Here is a 20,008-nt window from a genome sequence, read left to right on the forward strand (position 1 = left end):
TATGGCATTAGGAGACGCACATGAGGGTTACAGTTATCAGGACCTATTGAATACTTATTTTATTTTGGATGACCTTGTAAAGCAACGGAATTCGGACTTTCTTGTCGATCTTAAGGAATACAAAGAGGATAGATTTGATGATCTGACTATTCGGTGCCAGGACGAGGTGTTTAAGAAACAAATTAAATATAGTAATGATCACAATGACCATAGGCTTAGTAAGGACGATATTGCAAATGATGGGAACTATCAACTTGCACTACATAGTCTCTTCGTTTCGTGGGCAACGAGTAGGAAAAAACCAAATGAGGTGAGACTCTGTTTAGCCTGGAGTCTGCCAGATTCAACTTTAATGGATCTTATGGAAACTGCCCCAAGTCGAAGCTCCTTTGAAAATTTCGATACGACTGTACTCCGCTTTAACATCGAAAAATTCTGGCCAGAGGGTGGAACCCCGGCCAAAGGCTGGAACAAGTTCAGGGGACAAAATTTAAATCGTACTCTATTCGCGGATTTTTTGGAAGTTTTCAGATTGGAACTCGAAATGCCCAAATTTACCGAGGACCTGCAAAATCCCGGACCACTTGAAAGGTTAGTTCTCGAAAAAGTCGATAGCTTAGGTATTGGCTATTTCCCTAATGACAGGTATTCAAAAGAAGAGTTTGTATGGGCGCTTATGGCCAAAGTGAGAAAACATCGTAGCTCTGGCTCCTCTTTGTCTACAAATGATATTTATAATCATTTTGGGATTAAAACAGACTATGGTGCTATCGAGCAAAGTTTTCCAGTTATAGGCTCACAGAATATTAGTACCGATTCGATTTACGAAATCTTGGTGTCTGAGTTAAGATCTTATCAGCTATTAGCAGTAACGGGGGAGCCCGGCATGGGCAAATCTTGGCTGATTGAAAATTTAAAGACATACCTTCAATGTAGAAACATACCATTGATCCGTCATTTGTGTTATACCGACCTTAGTGACAAGTATCAAACACAGCGAATTCTGCTAAATGTTTTTTATGGCAATCTAATTAATGAAATACTTGAACTCTTCCCCAATCTAAAGAGTAAAAAGCAGCGATTTTTCGCCAGTACATTAGACGAATTAAATTTGCTGTTGTCATCTATTGAGGAAGAAACAATTTTGGTGATAGATGGGCTTGATCATGTAGAGCGGATTTATGCCTCCCGTGGACTGGAGAGCGAGATCACGAAGTCTGAAATAGATATATTTGGTGCCATTGAAAAACTTCAACCGTCTCCCTATGTAAGAATACTCGTTATCGCTCAGCCTATGGCAAAGCTTTTAGGGCTAAGTGCTTTTAAACAGCTTAAATTACCCCCTTGGGAGATAGTACAGATTAAACAATATTTGAACAAAATTAACATCGAAGATTCATTGTTGTTACAAGGAGAGGAACTGTCGGTTTATTTAAAAAGAAAGACAAATGGAAATCCATTGTATTTACGTTACATTTTAAAGGAAATTGAAGAACTAGGCCAGATAGATCTTCAAACGCTTGAAGCGATTCCCTCTTACGATAGTGGGCTTCAAGCATACTATAAATACCTATTGAATAAACTTAATCTTCGTGAACAGGTTCCGCGTATATTAAGCGGAGTAAATTTCACCCTCTCCCTTCAGGAACTAAAGGACATAACTGGAGATGGCGATTATGTAGAAGAGTCTCTTTCTGCCTTATTACCTGTTATTAAACTCAACGTATCTCAGAATGGCTATAGTATCTACCATGAAAGCTTCCGCCGTTTTATATTAGCTGAACTTGAAAGAAATAATATTTCAATAACAAAGAATATTTTTGAACCGGTCACTTCATGGATGGAATCAAATGGAGTGATTAACCATCCTAAAAGCTTCAGATATTATTTCCAGTTTGTCTTCGAAAACGGAAATCTCGAAAGACTTCTTCCATATTGCTCGAACGATTTTATTTACGATTCGGTTTTGGCAGGCCAATACTGGGATCTGATTAAGGACAATGTTGATTATATTTCAAAAGCCACTCTTCGAAAGGGGGCCTTATCCGACATATTCCTAGTTACTGAGCTAAATAAGGTTATGTCTACCACCGGCGACGCATTTGACGAAAACCTTTTGTGTTACCTAACGGCGATTGGTCACATGGATGGTTTCTATACAATTGCCGATTATCTTGTCTATGACGGCAAGCCAACTTTGGGCCTTAAGCAAGGGCTACAGGTATGCAAATTGTGCTTCGACAACAATGTGCGTGCGCCTTGGCAGATCTATTTGGATTATTACCAAGGTACAAAATTCGAAAATGCTGATGATGCATATGAGGTTTTTACGCTGGCTTTGTCCTATCATATCGAAAGCGAGAATCTAACTGCAATTACACGCATTGGAGCAAAACTTGTGGAAAATGAGAACTCTGGATACGGAAATATTTTTCAACAGGTGTTAGAGAAATTTGACGACAACGATTTTGTGATTCAGCTTTTGAAGGATGACAATACCATTAGAAATTTATATAATCAATATACGCCTTCCTTACCACCTCCACTCGAACTAGAAAGCCTTTGGATGAAATTGCAGGCATTTGACAGGGTGGACGATGAAAATCTAATAACTCTCGATGATTTTATACAGGGTGTTGCGAATAGCGAAGATGTGGTTTACAATTATTATATTGATCAACTCAGTAATATTAACTGGTTTAATAACTGGCTAATTTTTTCTATTGAAATACAACGCCTTATACTCGAAGAAATTTCTGATCAAGCTAAAGTTCTCGATTGTTTCCATCTTTTAGCATGCGACACCGAGGCTTTTAAAGGAGCGCCACGGACAACCGACCTTTACGGGATACGTAGGTATATTTGGGAATCTATTGAAAAAGGTATAAGACTTGTAACCGATAGTAAAATCTGGCCGAGTATTGTTGATTGCCTTATAAAAGTTAGTGAAGGAACCTCTACGAGTTTGCAAAAAAGTCTTATGGGGCCGCTGACGACTGATAAACTGTTTGAGATGTTATTAGATCATTCAGGTAATACGAATCGGGCCTACATTGCGGAAAGTCTGGAAGAGTTACTTGAACATAAGAAGCAATATCATCTTCATAGTTACATAGCAGAGTATTATTACCGCCTTGCTGTTTTATATACTCAAATAGACATCGTAAAATCTAAAGCACATTTGAGAAATGGCGTGAATTTTACGCTTGGGTATACTTTTCGCAGGGATATGGCAATTGAAGATTTGCTTGTATCAATCGAAAGTCTGCATCAAGTAGATATCGAGATGGGCTTAGAAAGTATTCAGAGAATTTTACCACTAGTAAATGCTGTCGTTAATCATACGGATGGGAAAAGCACTCAGCATTTTCCTGTGGATTGGTTTGAAAAGTTTAATAAAATAGATCCTGAACGTTCAGCTATTTATCTCCTAAATCAACTTGCATATGCCAGATTAGACTGGCGGTGGGAAGATAGCCTTGCACATATGCTTGAATACATGGATGGAGACGTCGACCCCATTCTGGAAATGTATTTTACACGCACCTTCCCAGTATTGTCCTCACATAAATTCTTAGACTATAGTTTAGTGTTGCTCCACAAATTGTCTGAGCTTGATTGGCTAGCTGCCGAAAGGTATTTGGGGACAGTTTTTGAAAAATTTAAACCTGCATTTCGGAATAAAATCGACTTACTTCAGGCTAAGAATTTAAGGCTGGTGATCAACATGCTAGACTCAGAAAGCAGAATTGATCCGAAGCTCATTAAAGAACAAAAGCCATACACTAAATCGATTGAAAAAGATCATTCAATTGGTGCAAATATAAGAGAGCGAAAAGATTTTAGTGATATGGACCAAAGTGAACTATCAGATTACTTCAGCAAGAAACTGATTCTGAACAATGAGTGGCAATCGATTTTTTATCTTTTTGAACAGATCAAAAATCAACCAGAACAGCATAGACCCCTTATTGAAGCATTTTTCAGTGATAATTACCGATTTGATGGAAGACCCAGGGAACTTGAAGAAATATTTCATGATGGTGAACAAATGGAGGAGTACTACAGAATGATGAGCTTTATGAATGATATAAGTGGCTACTTTGACGCTCTCGTCAATAAAGAAGCATTTATTGTAGCCTATAGACAAGATGACAAGGCAGCTGTTTCGATACTAAGAGAAAAGATGGAAACGGCCTTTGATAGCGGGTATCCTAAATGCTTCTCAGGAAACCTTTTTAATGCGTTTTCGGTTGTCGGAATAGAACCAGATATTCTCAAAACCTCATGGTTACACATTTTTGATTCAATGAGCAGGCGACTGCCAGATACGACTCCAATTAATTGGCAAGAGGAGCTGGAGTTACCCTTTGAGATGACTAGAGAAGAAGTATTATTTTGTATACTATTAACACGTTTTAAAGCAGGTACTACAGAACGGTTTCAATGGGCACTATCTGGATTAGTAGGTATACTTTATACGGATGAAAACAAACTGATTAAACCTTTCTGTTGGTTTTTTACTCAATGGAAGAATTTTAAACCTAGCATTCAACTTACCATTCTCCAGTTAATCTATGACTATAACTTGAACAATAAAGGATATGGTGAAAAATTTAAAGAATATCTGATAGTTTTATATCCAACCAGAAGGTTTCTATTGGATGTTATGATAGAAGAGATTCTTGATTTACCCCTACGGAAGCTGGTTGCACTACCACCTAAAATGAGATACAGGCCGATGTCAGAGGCTGAATTCAATTTTTTTAGGTCTCGAAATCATAGACACATTAGAATGGAATCTTATTTTGTGGAGCTTGCGCCTGCATTTGAAAAAGCAAAAAACGAATTTGAAAAGCAACTTAATGAAACTGAAGATCTTGCTTTATATGCTAATAGAATGTATGAGAGAACTACGAGCAATATTTATTTCGCTGACCATATTCTCGATTCTATTAATACAGAACTCTATGAAGATCTATACAACAGCCTACTTAAAACGTCTGAACGACGCTCTGTAATCAGAGAAATGAAGCTCATGTTAAAGGGGATAGTTGCCTACTGCGAATCGATCTGTAGTAGGGATAATTCTCTAACAAAACCATCGCAGATTTCTGAGAAATATAATACATCGGCACCGAGCAGTAAAAATGGTTGGATACGTTTGGCACATTATGAATTGGAATTAATCGAGAATCAGCGGTTTAAATTGAGCGAGATAAAACTTTTTGCGGCCGTACAGTTCACAGCTCTCGATTGTGTGGAATTTCCATTTTCTACATATCTCCAACCAGTCGAGTCGATTTTCGATAATAAAACCCCTTTTAATGAGGAGCAAACTATGATGTTTTTCCAAAAAGAATCAGATGGTTTGGAGGACTACGTATTATTATGGGTGCATTCTAAACTAGTTGATCACTTAAAACTTACGGTTCAGCCTTTTAATAAAGGTCTTTATGCCATTGATAAAAAAGGAGATGTTGGATTAAAGTTTAATGCCTGGAAATCAGATTATCTGGCACTCGGGGCAACTGATAGGTTAAGTGACGAAATTCCAAAGTTAAGCGGTGGCGAATTACTTATTCGAGAAGATCTCTATCAAAAAATAGTTGCATGGATAGGGATGCCGGGTAAATATTTTACCTACAAGATCTCATAGATAATTTGTAGCCGCTACGTAGCTTCTGGGATTAATTTTTCCAAGTTGACTAATTCGAAAAGCTGAAAATTACTGTTTGTAAATCGGTAATTTTCAGCTTTTGATAATACAGTGTGTATTATTTAAAATTTCTTCCTTCTGGGAAAAGTTCAGTCTGTATTACTTTCTTTACTTTTGATTTGGCGCTAGAATTGCGGAAAGGTTCTCCGTTATTTTCATCCGCACGCGATAGAGTGAGTAAATCGGCTTCCTGATCTGTAACAGTCAATTCCTGCAATAAACAGGATAAATTAAAACAACGCTTTACAACAACGTGTGTAACCTCTCCCTCCCTCTGCAGTTGGCCCTCTACCATAAGTAGTCTCGATCTTATTATTTCCTTTCTGTAGCGGTCGAAGAGCTTTTTAAACACAACCAGATTAGCCACCCCGGTTTCATCCTCTATGGTAATGAAACAGATCCCTGATGCTGTGCCCGGTCTTTGGCGGACCAATACCAGACCGGAAACTCGTACCAGCGTTCCATCCGGCCAAAGTGCCAGTTCCTTATTTGTAAGCACATGGCGATTGAACAATTCCTGGCGTACAAAACTTACCGGATGTGCCTTTAGAGATAGCGCAGTGCTGCCATAATCCTGAACCACATGCTCAGACAGCGACATTTTGGGTAGCTGGATATTCTGCTCTTCTGTGTGGTTTATTTCATGACCTTCAAATAACCCAATAGGACGGTCAGCAAGAGCGGTAACTTGCCACAATGCCTGTCTTCGATCCATGCCCATAGACCGGAAGGCATCTGCATCTGCGAGTTTTTCAAGCGTAGCTAAAGATACACCTGCTTCCATTAATGTATACATGTGGTTGTAGGGGTTGTTCCTTTGTTCTATCAGCAGTATTATCTCCTCTTCCCGCACACCGCTGATCTGACGGAAGCCCAATCGCATAGCGCAGTATTTACCGGATTTTTCTTCCAATATATTATCCCACATCGAAAGGTTGACATCAACCGAACGTACTTCAACACCATGCTTTCTCGCATCGATAACGATCTGTGCGGGCTGGTAAAATCCCATTGGCATGCTGTTCAACAATCCGGCAGCAAATACATCAGGGTAATAACACTTCAGCCACGAGGAGATGTAAACTAGCAACGCAAAGGAAGCCGCATGGCTTTCGGGGAAGCCATACCCCTCAAAGCCTTGTAGCTGCTTGAATACCCGTCTTGAAAAATCTTCTTCATAACCACGGGCCACCATGCCATCTACAAGTTTCTTTTCATACAGGTGCAGCTTACCGTTGGCTTTGAAAGATGCCATACTGCGCCGCAGTTGATCGGCCTCACCTGGGGTAAAGCCGGCAGCAACAATGGCGATCTCCATGGCCTGCTCTTGGAAAAGTGGAACCCCCAGCGTTCTACCCAGTATTTCTTCGAGTTCTTTGGAAGGGTAGTCTACCAGTTCTTCTCCGTTTCTACGGCGCAAGTATGGATGTACCATATCGCCCTGGATCGGGCCAGGCCGTACAATAGCAACTTCGATCACCAGGTCATAAAAACATTTCGGACGCAAGCGGGGCAGCATGGACATCTGCGCCCTGCTCTCGATCTGGAAAACACCTATGGTGTCGGCATGGCTAACCATCTCATATACATTCGGATCATCTTGGGGAATATTGGCTAATGTTAAATCAAGGCCATAGTGTTGCTTAGCCAGATCAAAGCCCTTTCGGATCATGGTGAGCATCCCCAGCGCCAATACATCTACCTTCAAAATACCCAAAGCTTCCAGATCGTCCTTATTCCATTCCAACTGAGTCCTGTTTTCCATCCTCGCGTTGAGTACAGGGCAAATATCAGAAAGCAGATTGTCGGTGATCACGAAGCCACCTGTGTGTTGCCCCAGCTGACGTGGGAGCCCAACATATTGCTGCGTTAAGTTCAGCACTTTTAACAGGTGTGGGTCTTTTGGATCAAAACCTTCACTGGAACCTGTTTTGCCTTCCAGCCACTCCGGTGTCAGCTCATAGCCGGACTTCGACAACCGGTCCACCGCATCTACAGACAGGCCCATTGCCTTACCCACATCACGCACCGCGCCCTTCCAATGCACCTGGGTAACGGTGGCAACAATGGCAGCATGTTCCCGCCCATAGTCCTCATAGATGTATTGGATAATTTCCTCGCGGCGCTCATGCTCAAAGTCGACATCGATATCAGGCCACTCCTCGCGGGCATCGGACATAAACCGGGAAAACAACAAGCGCGATTTCATGGGATCAACAGCAGTGATGGATAAACAATAGCAGACAGTTGAATTGGCAGCTGAGCCTCGCCCCTGGTAAAGAATACCAAGTTCCTGTGCCTTTTGGGTATATTTATAAACCCGCAAAAAATAAGGGGCCAGCTTACGCCGCTCTATAAAATCAAGTTCAAATTCTAGTTGCTTTTGGATCTTTACAGGTATTGCTGCTCCATAGCGGCCATGTGCGCCTTCGAAGGTGAATTTTATTAAACGCTGCTGTGGTGCAAGCCCGTCAATGATCTTTTCTTCCGGTTCAATATATTTCAGGCTGTCAAGTGAAAAGGTGCAGGCCACTGCGATTTCCTGGGTGCGCCTGATCGCGTCCGGGTACTGGCGGAACAGCCGTTCCATTTCCTGCGCAGGTTTCAGGTACCGCTCTGCGTTCTGATGCAATAGATAACCGGCATTGTATATTGTACGTTTCTCTCGCACGCAGGTTACAATATCCTGCAGTTCCCGCCGCTCATGGCTATGAAAGTATACGTCATTGGTGGCTACCATCGGTGCACCTATTTCGTCTGCTAATCCAGAGATACGGAATAATTTTTTTGCATCATCACCTTTATAGGAAAAACAGGCACCCAGGTATAAATTCGACCCAAACACGCTCTTGTATTCTTTGATGGCGGATTTGAAGGCAGGATCAAAATCAAACTCATTGTTTAGTTTTCCCGGAGGTGCTGTTATAAATTTAATGCCTGCACAATAACGAAAAACGTCTGCTTTGTATATTTCGCAGCTGCCCTTTTCTGTCCGTAGGTTACCCTGAGTGAGTATGGCTGAAAGATTACTGTAGGCCTGCTGATCTGTTGGATACGCCAGAATACTCGGGCCGTCAACAAGATCCAGCCTGCAGGCAACAATGATGCGTATGCCGGCTGCTTTTGCTGCAATATGCGCCCGTACAATGCCTGCAAGGGTATTGTGATCCGTAATTGCAACGGTCGTATAGCCAAGTGCTACAGCTTGCTCTACCATTTCTTCAGGATGCGAGCCACCCCTTAAAAAACTGAAATTTGTGGTAACCTGTAATTCTGTATAACTCATACATCCTCCCTTTCATTTATGCAAAAAATCCGTGTATAAACCATTCCGGTTCGTGATCATCGTACCGGCCTGAACGGAATACCCAATAACGAGCGCCCTGCTCATCTTCGACCCTATAATAATCCCGGACCAGTCCTTGTTCAATCCACCATTCCCGTTCGATACGTTCTGGTCCATCTGCCTTCCTGATCTTATGGATCTGGTCTTTATAAATAAACAACATTGGCGGATAATCCGGTATGGGTGAGGTAACCTGGATACGCTCCGGTTTAGGCAAAAGGCATACCGGCCTTGGTTGATCATCCGGCCAGGCAATCGCTGGCTTTTCCTGTAAACATGAAGCCTCCCGGATAGAACGCTCCGGCCAGTAATGCTCGTCCGGCAGGTAACGGTGTATAGCAGCAATGCCGAATCTGCCGGCTATCCTGTCCAACAGCCCTGCAATAGCAGTATGTTCCTGATTGCTAACCGCCCATAGGCTTTCCTGCTGAACGGAAAGGTCTTCCACTACCGGAGCTTCCAAAATGAAGAGTTCTATGCCCAATGCTGGTCTGATGGTTGATATCTTAAGCTGGAATAATTTAAACAGGTGTTCTATATTTCTGACTGGCTGATTGGTACCTATTTCGATCTGCTGCACTTCTCCGTCAATCCTGTAGCCCCTGAATAAAGATTTTCTCAGTCCTTTGCCCTCCCGGAACATGCGTTGACAAAGGGTTTCCAATAAATGGCGTAATGCGATCTCTATGCCCGTAGCTGTTCGTATCGGCTCCAGGCACGGCAAGCGTTCCTGAAAAGGCACGACGGGCTGTACCGGATCAATTTGTTCCGGAGCTGTTCCCAAGGCCTGGTCTAACCTGGCTAACAGATCAGTACCGAAGCGCCTGCGCAACGCCGTGCGCGGCATATTGATAAAACTGGCTATCCGGTAAAGACCAAGTTTCTGCAACCGGGCCAACACTCCGGATTCCAGGCGCAGTGCTGCCGGTGGTAATTGTAAAATTGCATCGGCATGCATGCCCGGCGGGGTAATGGGGCTGATCTGCCCAAACCGGGATATGGCCCAGGAAGAACCTACGGTGTCTGCCACCGCAGCACGGACCTCATAGCCTGCCGATCGAAGCCTGGTCTGTATCTCTTTGAGGTAAGGCGATTCTCCTCCCCAAAGGTGGGCGCAGCCGCTGATATCCAGGATTAGGCCATCCGGTAGATCTATTGCCACAACTGGGGTATAGCGCAGACACCATTCTGCTAATGCTCGCAATAATTTTTCGGCCCTTAATGGATTATCGTCTAATACTTCCACGTTCGGAAATATGGCCCTAGTATCGGCTACAACCATGCCCGGTTCTATTCCTTTAGCGCTGGCTGCACCACTGCATGCCTTAACTACCATACGTCCGCGTTCCGCCGCCGCAAGCACGAAAGGCTTTCCTTTCAGCTCAGGTCTACGGATAGCAAGCTGATCCGCCGTTAAATGACGGAACCATATGGTTAAATAACGCCTGGACATATTATACGGCTTGGGGAATAAAGATTTTTTGTTTATCGACTGTGGCAGGTATAAGGTGGTTAAATTGACCAGCTGACCATTGCAATTGCCATTTACCGGGCTTTCCGTTGCGCACTTTCTGCAGATCCACATTCCAACATGGGTAACCCACACCCGGAAGTCCATACTGCAGATTACTAGCAATCGGCGTAATCTGCCAGCGGGATACGCAGGCTATATTATCTATCTTCCGTGGATTGCGCCGGTGCAAAAAGCCGGTTACCCTGCTTTTTTCAACAGCCAGCTGCAGCCGCCTGGATTCGGTCAGATTAATTTCTTTCAGTTCTGCTACGACAACAGTTAGCTTTTCACATTTTAAGGCCTCTTCTACCGCCCAAAGTACATCTCTGTCCCATCGTAGGTCCACAAAAATAATCCGGTCCGGATCAAGGCCAAAAGCCTTTAAACCAGGCGGGAATAACTGACGTTCTGTGCCCACCCATAGGCAGGTTCCATCTTGTTGCATTAAATGGCCCATCAGTCCGGCCATAAAGCCGGTTGTTGCAGCAGCGTCGGCAACTGTAGGGCTAATAAATTCGTGTACCGCAGCTACTGGAAAAGTCTCATTGGGAAAGGCATGTTCCAAAGGACCGAGCCCCGTATCCCGGCGGTCATGATCTAAAACAGCCCGAAAGCCCTGCATCGCAAGAATGTCCTGCCGCAGTTTTTTTATCAGTTCTTTTTTATTCACCGCTTCTTCCATCACAATTAAATTTAATTTCCTACATTTGACACGATTAGTGACAAAATGTTGATATCAATAATAGCAATACAAAATGAATGCACAAAAAGTTTTTTTCGCCGAGAATTTAAAACTCCTCCGCAACAGGAAGAAATTGAGTCAGGAGGCAATGGCCGAAACGCTTGGTATTGGCCGTTCTAAGTACAATGCGCTTGAAAATGGGCAGACCAAAGCCCCCCAACCAGAAGACCTCATACATTTTTCAAACACATTTAAAATAAGTATCGACTCTTTGCTAAGAATTGACCTTTCAAAGGTCTCGGAACTTAAATTGAGGGAGCTTGAAGCGGGGAGCGATATTTATTTGCAGGGGGGTAAAGTGCGCGTGCTGGCGATTTCAGTCGATAAAAGCAACAAAGAAAATGTAGAATATGTACCGATCAAGGTAAAAGCAGGTTATATGGCAGGCTATAATGACCCGGAGTTTATTGCCAGCCTGCCCAAGGTCAACCTGCCTAATCTCCCCAAAGGGAAAAGCTACCGGATGTTCCCGATAATCGGCGACTCTATGCATCCGATACCTGAAGGAAGTGACGTGATCACCAGCTTTGTTGAAGACTGGACGGGTATTAAGCCCAAAACGGCATGCATAGTTATCTTAAATGGCAACAATGATTTTGTATTTAAATTAGTTACTGTTCAAAACGACAAAACTATATTACTGGAATCGTTAAACAAACTCTACAAGCCATATAGTGTTACGGTTGCGGAAGTTTTAGAGATATGGCAATTCCATAGTTATCAAACGAAAGAACTTCCTACGCAAGAAACCGATCTGGATGAGATAAAACGTATGATAATCTCGTTGCGAAATCTATAATTTTTTTTTAAATCCAGAATACGTGGCCATTGCCGAAATGCTTAGTTAACTGTTAATAAAATTCAGAACGGCCTTATTAAACGCATCGTCAATGTATGAGGCTAGGAAATTATAAAAGGCCCCTTTCACTAAATTCGGCTCACTGAGTGGGTTTTCAAGCAACATTTTGCCGAGTTTTCCAAATTGAGCGCGTGCTTCTGTCTGGTCTGCTGGTAGACCATGTGTTTTGACGTATATTTTATAGTCCTTGAGCCAGTCTACAAAGCAGCCGTCTAGCATCTGATCTGCATAACGGCCTTTGATCTTGAAAACCTCTTCCCATCTTCTAGTCTGTGGATTGTCTGGATGGATCATTATTTTCCAATTCCCACCTGTCTTTAAGTCTTTCGGGGGGGTACTGCCATTTAGGGTTATGCTTATGGGAAACGAAGTCTCAAATGGGGAGTAATACAACACTCTTGCCTTTCCATTGTAGATTACATCCTTTGAGCCTTTAAAGTTTCGGTTACATTCAGTGCCCATAGGGACCAAATTTTTCATGTTTATACTTGAATAGGCATATTTGGACTGTATAAGGATATGATCATAATCCTGTTTACGCAAAGAAGGCGGGTTAAGCCTCTCGATTCCGCAGAATGGGCAGATATTATGATCCAAAGTATTATACAATTCCCGGTAGTGCTTTTTTACCTGTCCAAAACTACCTAAGGTCGTCTTGTACAAATAACTGAATAACTCTTTTGTTGCCGGTCTGATGGAGAGTGGAATGGATATTGCTTGAATTGACTTGCCATCAAAACTCAGATCGCTGATCACCGCAATGATAAACTGACTATCATTGAAGCTCTTTTGGAGTTGTTTTTTTTGGGGGACTGTAAGCGATTTATAGAGATTGAAAAAAGTTTCAAAGTGCCCCCGAAGCGTGCCCTGATCACCACTGGCTAGAAAAGTTACGAATTCCGAATGAAAATAATTGTTTGTATCAAACTGTGCGGTATTATCGACATCTGTAATTTTTCTGAAAAAATACCGTACGTGTTTATTTAATCTATAAGCTGGGTGCTTTGGCAGCTCCTTGAAAAGGTACAACATTTATTTTTCTTTTGAGTTTACGTCCTTATTTTTCAGATCCTGCAACTTTTTAAAAAGAAAAAATTTTTCTCCCGATTCACCAAATTCCTTTATACCGTCCTCTAACTCTTGCAGCGTTCCGTTTTTCAATAAGGACTGCATTTCATCAAAGGATTTTTTAGAGAGCGAAGATTCCAGTTCAAATGCAGATTGCAAAATAGAATCATAATCCGATCCGTATGTTTCATTGAGAGGCCATTCTACAGTCAACTCATTTTTTACCCTTTTGAAAACATAAACATATTCCCTTTTAATATCGGCTACGATAAAAGGAGAATGACTTGTCAGAAAATAATCCTGGCTTTTGCTTGATGTCAGTTTTGAAAGTAAGCTGATAAACTCCCTCCGCCACATTGGGTTAAAGTGGGTTTCCGGCTCATCCAACAAAAAAAGTGAATTTTCGAATCCCGACATAAGGATGGTACCTGATATATTCATCAGCTGGTGTTCTCCATCACTTAAATTCAAGTAGTCGATTACATCACCGTTATCTAGATTTAGTTTCACTTCTGAATAACTTAAAACCTTATCCTGTTCTGCAACCGTAGGTGGTTTGATAATAAGTTTTCTCAGACTGCGCTTTCTCTTGATCTCGGCCAAATGGCTATCCTTGATGATGAGGTTATTGAGCAGCTCGATTTTATATAATGCGGTATACAGCGCAAGAGGAGTCTTAAATAAAGCTAACAACGCAGCTCGTGTTGCATCATTCACGTAAAAATCAAGAACATATTTGTTCTCAGTCTTGAAATACTGGTGGCAGGTAGAGGCTTTCTTTAGTTTTTCGATCCAGTCCTCCAGTTCCGCTGTCAATTCAACTTTATTTTTTTTGGGAGCAGCGGTATGTCTAGTTTGTATAACAATTTGAAAACTTCTAAGTGCGCTAATCCCAATATAATCCGTTAATTTTTTTACCTTACTTTTTTGTCCCAGAACCAGATTGGAAATGACTACTCCAATATTGGTATTATAATCCATCAGATAAAAGCGCGGTTCGTAGTCATCCAAGGTTTCGGTTTTTTCGAGTCTTGCTCTTTTAGCGGTATAACGTGCGTATTCATCATAGTAATCGGTAAAAGGAAGACTCAAGGTCTCATTTTCTCCTGAGGTATACCCAATGACCTTGAGCGGCAAAAATTTGTTTACTTCCTCAAAGGGGACAGCTACAATTTTACCACTAGCATCTTTTATGACCAATTCTGGTTCCCTATCTTTTTTATCAGTGTGTTTGAAATTTACCTGAAAATCCTTCTTATTTAAAGATATAGTATAATGGATATCAAAAAGAACTGAGGTAAAGGGACTCAGAATCTTATTGACCTGTCGGTAAACCCGGTCCAGATATAAAAATATGTCGGCTATTGTTTCCAGTAGCTGCGATTTCCCCGACCCATTTATGCCGATAAAAATGTTCGGATTAAATGTATCCTCTGATTTGTTGGTAGGAAACTCAAGCAGAAGATCATTTAACAGCGGCTTGTCCGCGTTTTCAATGATATGGATCTGAAGTATTTTCATGTCTTCCTAATTTTAAAATACATCGTATTTGAACTTTCTTGGAAGTTCATCTCAAGGGCGCTGTCCAACAATGCATAGATTTCATCTTTGAGAATCTCATAATCAAGCTGGGAATGTTTCTCAATATCCAGAAAGGTAAATTCCTTGGAACCGTATCTTTCTTTCAAAATATCGATTAAAGAAGTGTTCTTTTTTTGGGCCATATTCGCATGCTTTGTTTTTAACCGTGCCTTTTTCTTCAAAACTAACTGTTGCTGAAGTTCCGATTTCTTCTCCCTGATATCGATTAAAATATCGGTTTGGACAACATCTTCTGACTGGGCGACCAACGTACCCTCAAATGCTTCTGATAAGATTTTATCCAGGGTGCTTGATACAGATATTTTGGCGGCTACGTTTTTCTTATATATTTTCTCAAGTTCATGGAATTGACCGGAAATCCTTTCAACTATCTCCAACTGCTCAGCCACAGGGGGCACCTTAATTTCAAAATTCCGGCACTGTGTAAGCGAGATATTGCTCTGGCCTGCCGATCCCCTGTATTCATTTTCGATTTGTTTTATTTGAGTGCCTTCCAAGAAAAAATAATATAGAAACTTATAATTCAAGAATGCTTTGGGCCGAAACAGCACCATGGCTTGATTCATGTTCCATTCAGGATAATCGTTGGGTATAATGGCCACTTTTCCTAGGGGCGGTCCCACAATATTAATGACAACGTCATTAGGTAGCGCAATTGATTTTTTCAATTTTTGATGTGCCATCTCATCAATAAATTGAGGCTTATAATCAAAGTCGATCCTCTGATTTACTATATTGTAGACTTTAAGAAATGGAATCCCACTGGAAATCTCAAACCGCTTGCCTTTAGGAGTTGAACCATTTGATATTTTGCTACAGCAACTTTCTGCGCTTATTCTATGCCAGCCATTTTCATCCACTGGGGCTTCAAGAGCCGGAGCCTCTTCAGGCGGGGCATCAATGCGCCATTGTCTAGTGAGATCACCGGAAAAGGCTTTGTTTAAGATTTTCTCTCTGGAGGCATTTAATACATCAGGTAATTTGTCTAGCGTTGTCTTTACGGTATGAAGCTTCGCAAACGATTCGCTTATCTTGGCTGCGATCCGATGCTGTTCTTCGAGCGGAGGAAGGGGTATTTCAAGGTTCCAGAATATATCCTGGTTAACATGCGGGATTCCTGATCCTTTTATATTTGAGTTGATGTACTCAAAATTAGATTTGATAAAATAAAAAAGGAAATCGTAATGAACAACCACTGGTGTAAGTACCATCAATGTCGAACCTAGTGCTCCATTTTGCCCCCTACCTACCCAACCGCTCCTTGAACCGTCCCATACCACAATAAGATCGCGGTCTGATATGATGACGGCTGATTCTTTATCAGCAAACTGATTGATCTTCCCGGTTTCTATAGCTTTGATATCTAAATAGGGAACAGCGTTCTCAAAATGTTCGCCGCTAAGTTTTTTCGGCTTTTTGCCTTTTCTTGACAAGACAACGTCACTCAACCTAGCGGAGGTCCAGCTAGTCGGTAAATTCGTTTGCGGTGTATTCTTAGACTGCTTCAACTGATCTATTTCTCTAACATTACCAATAATTCCCTAAGATCGTCAACCAAATCCTTGACTTGGTCGATAGTATCTCTGATCAGGTGTTCGGCCGTAACACCATTGTAGCCTGCATCATCGGTATCATCTTTTAACCAGCTGATATCGAGGTTATAGTTTCTTTTCTTAATATAATCCAATGAGTACTTTCTAAAGCGGCCTTCCTCCCCCGAATCTTGTCTCCGGCTGTTTCCGTTAACATCTGCACCGTATTCTTTTACGAATTCCGAAAAATGTTTTGTTGCTAGGGGACGATCCTTTTTAGTGATGCTCTCTACATTGCTCCTTGCATCGAAATACCATACATTTCTCGTTGCAGTTCCCTTCTGCAGAAATATTACCACAGCCTTTACATTTGCATATGGTAAAAATGTTCCTTGGGGGAGTCTCAAAATAGTATGGAAATTGCATTTTTCAAAAAGAATTTTCCACAATTCAATCGCCTTGTCATCGGTAAGAACGCTATCAGGAAGAACGATGGCTGCTCTTCCATTTTCTTTTAAACAGCTAAAGACATGCTGGATGAAATTCAACTGCTTGTTACTAGTCTTCACAATGAAATCCTTTCGATCCGGAATTTGGCTGGCCCCTTTGTTTCCGAAGGGAGGATTGGTCAGCACACAAGTATAAGCCTGTGTGTCCAGTGGCTCGTAAATGGTGTCACCCAACCTAATATTTGGTATGATGCCATGAAGATACAGGTTCATTTGTGCCATCCTGCGCGGCCGAATTACAAGCTCTTGTCCATAGTAGGTCTGTTCATAGACTTTCTTCTTCTGAGATGCTGATAATTTATGACCTGCGTTTTTGCTTTTCCACCATTCATAACTGGAGATAATAAACCCTGAAGTTCCGCAAGCAATGTCAGAGACATTGAAATCGCCTGATTCAAAGGGGTCCGGTTTCATCACCTCAACGATCGCCTCGATCAGCGGCCGAGGAGTAAAATATTGACCAGCTCCCTTCTTACTTTCATTAGCCGCTTTTTCCAACAAGCCCTCGAACATCGCCCCAAGTACGTCCTCGTTGTAGTCACTCCAATTGATTTCGTCAATCAGAAGCAGTAGCTTCTTAAGGCTTGCCGCGTACCTGATCTTGGCAATTGGCTGTATGAAAATATCACCTAGGATATTTTTTTCTCTGCTAAGCTGAGATAAAATCTCGTTATACCTGATCAGTAAGTCTTCCTGGTCATGTATAATCAAATCATTCCACCTGCAACCCACAGGAATTGCAACTCCCCTTTCTTCAGCAATTTTAAGAAATAATAAATATGTAAGTTCTTCAATATAGTCACTATAGTCCACACCTTCGTGTCGAAGGGTGTGGCAGAAGTTCCAAAGCTTGCCAACAAGATCCATTTACTTAAAAAGTATTTTTTAAATTTTTATTTGCCTACGTTGAGAGGCAAAACTTTACAATACTACTAAAACTTCTAGTCAAACAGCAATCAGCTTTGCAATTTCCTGCCCTAGAGATTGTAAATTCGTCGTTTTCAACATGAATTAAAAAAAGCCAGGGGTATTGTTGAAAACTCTTGATTGTTTTTTTGTCTCTTCATGAATTTACTTGTTGTTATTTGGCACCCAATGCCGTCCCCAAACTACGAGAATTCCCAACGTAATAGTTTACTCATCCTAAGGATGTTTAATTGCCGGCAGAACTCGGGAAATTACAAATTAAGAACCCGTCTCATTTTATCATGTGTGAAACGGTCATGGTCGTTGTTCATCCTATCGGCGAAGTTTCACAACCCATAAAAATGACTGAGTAAATTTGAAAACTCCAGCGTTCGCAAAAAAAAGCTAGTACTTTTTAGCTTTTCAAAATGCACGCATCAGATTCCGAACCGTTAGTTGCTATGATCTATCCGATGACGCTTATCTTTTAGTGTTTGTTGATATCCCTTTCCCATCATACCAATCGCCAATAACACTAACGCAATTGCCAATAACTTTCCGAGTCTTTCTAGCCAGGTTGTGGCGACTGCTTTCCTATAGCTATTGAAATGCTGCAGGCCTCTAGCGCCTCTCCTATAGAACCTCCTTCTATTGATTGCAGTGTTGATCCCAAAGGCCAAGGCTACCAAGGCCACGGCTGCCACATAATAAAAATTCAAGCTAACTCCTTTCTCTTAATGTTGCTTTCTGATTTAAGCTAATTTATAAAAATATTTTATCATATCTAAGTAGCTGTATTCCCATTTCTTAGGATTTAAATTTATCACCCAATACCAAAGTATCATAATTACAAATCACCCATAGCCAATTTTGCCACCGTACCCGATGGTCCGATAACCGCCCCTTAAGACGAGGAGGCCAGAATGAAAGGACAGAGAAAAATCAGGCACGGAAGCTTATTCAGTGGGATAGGCGGCTTTGACCTGGCGGCAGAATGGATGGGGTGGGATAATGTGTTTCACTGTGAGTTGAATGCATTCTGTAAACAAGTGTTGAGTTATTATTATCCAAAAGCAAAAAGCTATGGAAATATCAAAGAAACAGATTTCAGGCCGCAAAGAGGCTGCATCGACATCCTTACCGGAGGTTTCCCCTGCCAGCCATTCAGTGTCGCAGGAAAGCGGCAGGGAACTGCCGATGAGCGCCATTTGTGGCCGGACATGCTTAGAGCAATACGAGAAATTCGACCCCCGTGGATCGTGGGCGAGAACGTTCGCGGAATCATTAGTTGGAGCGAAGGTGTGGTCTTCGAGCAGGTGCAGATTGACCTGGAAGCTGAAGGATACCAGGTTCAACCGTATGTTCTTCCTGCTGCAGGTCTCGGCGCTCCGCACCGAAGAGAAAGGGTCTGGTTTATTGCCTACTCCGGTAACAATGGATACGGGGGCAAGCGATATCCTGAAGATAGACCAGCGACGGGAGAAATTAAAGGCAATGAAGATCAACGGCAACGGTTTTGGAATGAGCCTGGCAGAGATGGTGCAGCGAATGCTTCTTCCAACACCGCTAACATCAGATGCGACGATGGGGAGCATCATCGGCAAGAACGACCAGTTCAGAGCTACCCGTGGGCTGCCGCGAAAATACAACCAGAATGGGAAATCGGGCAGCGTGGGGCTGGCCCGCTTGGTGCAATTGCTACCAACGCCAATAGCAAGGGATTGGAAGGGGAAACAGGCAAGAGAATACAACAGGGAGGTCAAACCCACGAGCCTGCCGGGCACTATGGAATTCCGGGTTGGGAAAACTTCCCACAAACTCAGCCCACTATTTGTCGAGGAAATGATGGGATTCCCGGCAAACTGGATTTTGATGCCCTTTTTGAATTGTACCCATCTACCATCATGCCCATAACATTTCCCAAATGGCGGACCGAGAGTATAAAGGCATTAGGCAACGCGATCGTGCCCGGCCTGGCATACCAAATATTTAAAGCTATAGAGAAAACGATGGCTGGTTTAAATAGAACATTATGAAAATACAACTTAAAAACATCAAGCATATGCCCTCCCTTAGCCAGGAGACCGAAGCATTTACCGCCAATCTTTATATAAACGATGCTCATGTCGGTTTTGTAGAGAACGGGGGATACGGTGGCAATACGGACTATTTTTCAACCTAAAGAAGTTATGCATAAGACTGCGAAGAAGAA

At 42.1% G+C, this 20,008-nt stretch carries 11 protein-coding genes; 4 read left to right on the plus strand and 7 right to left on the minus strand.

Going from position 1 to position 20,008, the window contains the following annotated elements; all coding sequences use genetic code 11:
• Position 1: 1 nt before the first annotated feature.
• Complete coding sequence (locus AW17_RS02655) at positions 2-5,659, plus strand: P-loop domain-containing protein (protein ID WP_029274551.1); 5,658 nt, start codon at positions 2-4, stop codon at positions 5,657-5,659.
• A 118-nt stretch (positions 5,660-5,777) separates the two neighbouring features.
• On the opposite strand, the gene AW17_RS02660 is transcribed toward AW17_RS02655, so the two are convergent.
• From AW17_RS02660 to AW17_RS02670, 3 genes are read right to left on the minus strand one after another with little or no spacing between them, the layout of a single operon-like run.
• Positions 5,778-9,005, minus strand: a complete 3,228-nt coding sequence (locus tag AW17_RS02660; protein WP_029274552.1) for an error-prone DNA polymerase — start codon at positions 9,003-9,005, stop codon at positions 5,778-5,780.
• A 16-nt stretch (positions 9,006-9,021) separates the two neighbouring features.
• Positions 9,022-10,518, minus strand: coding sequence for a Y-family DNA polymerase (locus AW17_RS02665; RefSeq protein WP_029274554.1), 1,497 nt, complete (start codon positions 10,516-10,518; stop codon positions 9,022-9,024).
• Position 10,519: 1 nt separating this feature from the next.
• Positions 10,520-11,260: an ImuA family protein gene (locus tag AW17_RS02670; RefSeq protein WP_029274555.1), complete on the minus strand. Its 741-nt coding sequence runs from the start codon at positions 11,258-11,260 to the stop codon at positions 10,520-10,522.
• A gap of 73 nt (positions 11,261-11,333) precedes the next feature.
• Between AW17_RS02670 and AW17_RS02675 the strand changes: the two genes are divergently transcribed.
• A complete protein-coding gene (locus AW17_RS02675) occupies positions 11,334-12,119 on the plus strand; it encodes an XRE family transcriptional regulator (RefSeq protein WP_029274556.1) in 786 nt (261 codons plus the stop codon).
• Positions 12,120-12,164: 45 nt separating this feature from the next.
• Here the strand turns inward: AW17_RS02675 and AW17_RS02680 are convergent, their stop codons facing one another.
• From AW17_RS02680 to AW17_RS02695, 4 genes are read right to left on the minus strand one after another with little or no spacing between them, the layout of a single operon-like run.
• Positions 12,165-13,211: a hypothetical protein gene (locus tag AW17_RS02680; protein WP_029274557.1), complete on the minus strand. Its 1,047-nt coding sequence runs from the start codon at positions 13,209-13,211 to the stop codon at positions 12,165-12,167.
• Positions 13,212-14,768 carry a restriction system-associated AAA family ATPase gene (locus AW17_RS02685; protein ID WP_029274558.1) on the minus strand — a complete coding sequence of 519 codons (1,557 nt, stop codon included), beginning with the start codon at positions 14,766-14,768 and terminating at the stop codon, positions 13,212-13,214.
• Complete coding sequence (locus AW17_RS02690) at positions 14,765-16,357, minus strand: restriction endonuclease subunit S (protein ID WP_083488611.1); 1,593 nt, start codon at positions 16,355-16,357, stop codon at positions 14,765-14,767. Before AW17_RS02690 ends, AW17_RS02685 begins: the two co-directional genes overlap by 4 nt.
• A gap of 5 nt (positions 16,358-16,362) precedes the next feature.
• Positions 16,363-17,757, minus strand: coding sequence for a class I SAM-dependent DNA methyltransferase (locus AW17_RS02695; protein WP_029274561.1), 1,395 nt, complete (start codon positions 17,755-17,757; stop codon positions 16,363-16,365).
• A gap of 962 nt (positions 17,758-18,719) precedes the next feature.
• On the opposite strand from AW17_RS02695, the gene AW17_RS02705 reads away from it, so the two are divergent.
• Together AW17_RS02705 and AW17_RS24020 are read left to right on the plus strand one after the other, a co-directional pair.
• Positions 18,720-19,832: a DNA cytosine methyltransferase gene (locus AW17_RS02705; RefSeq protein ID WP_029274563.1), complete on the plus strand. Its 1,113-nt coding sequence runs from the start codon at positions 18,720-18,722 to the stop codon at positions 19,830-19,832.
• Entirely contained in the window at positions 19,829-19,978 is a 150-nt protein-coding gene (locus tag AW17_RS24020) for a hypothetical protein (protein WP_157280186.1), read from the plus strand. The genes AW17_RS02705 and AW17_RS24020 overlap by 4 nt, the downstream gene beginning before the upstream one ends.
• Positions 19,979-20,008: the final 30 nt, after the last annotated feature.

Source organism: Pedobacter borealis DSM 19626 (assembly GCF_000708285.2).
GTDB classification, from domain to species: Bacteria; Bacteroidota; Bacteroidia; order Sphingobacteriales; family Sphingobacteriaceae; genus Pedobacter; species Pedobacter borealis.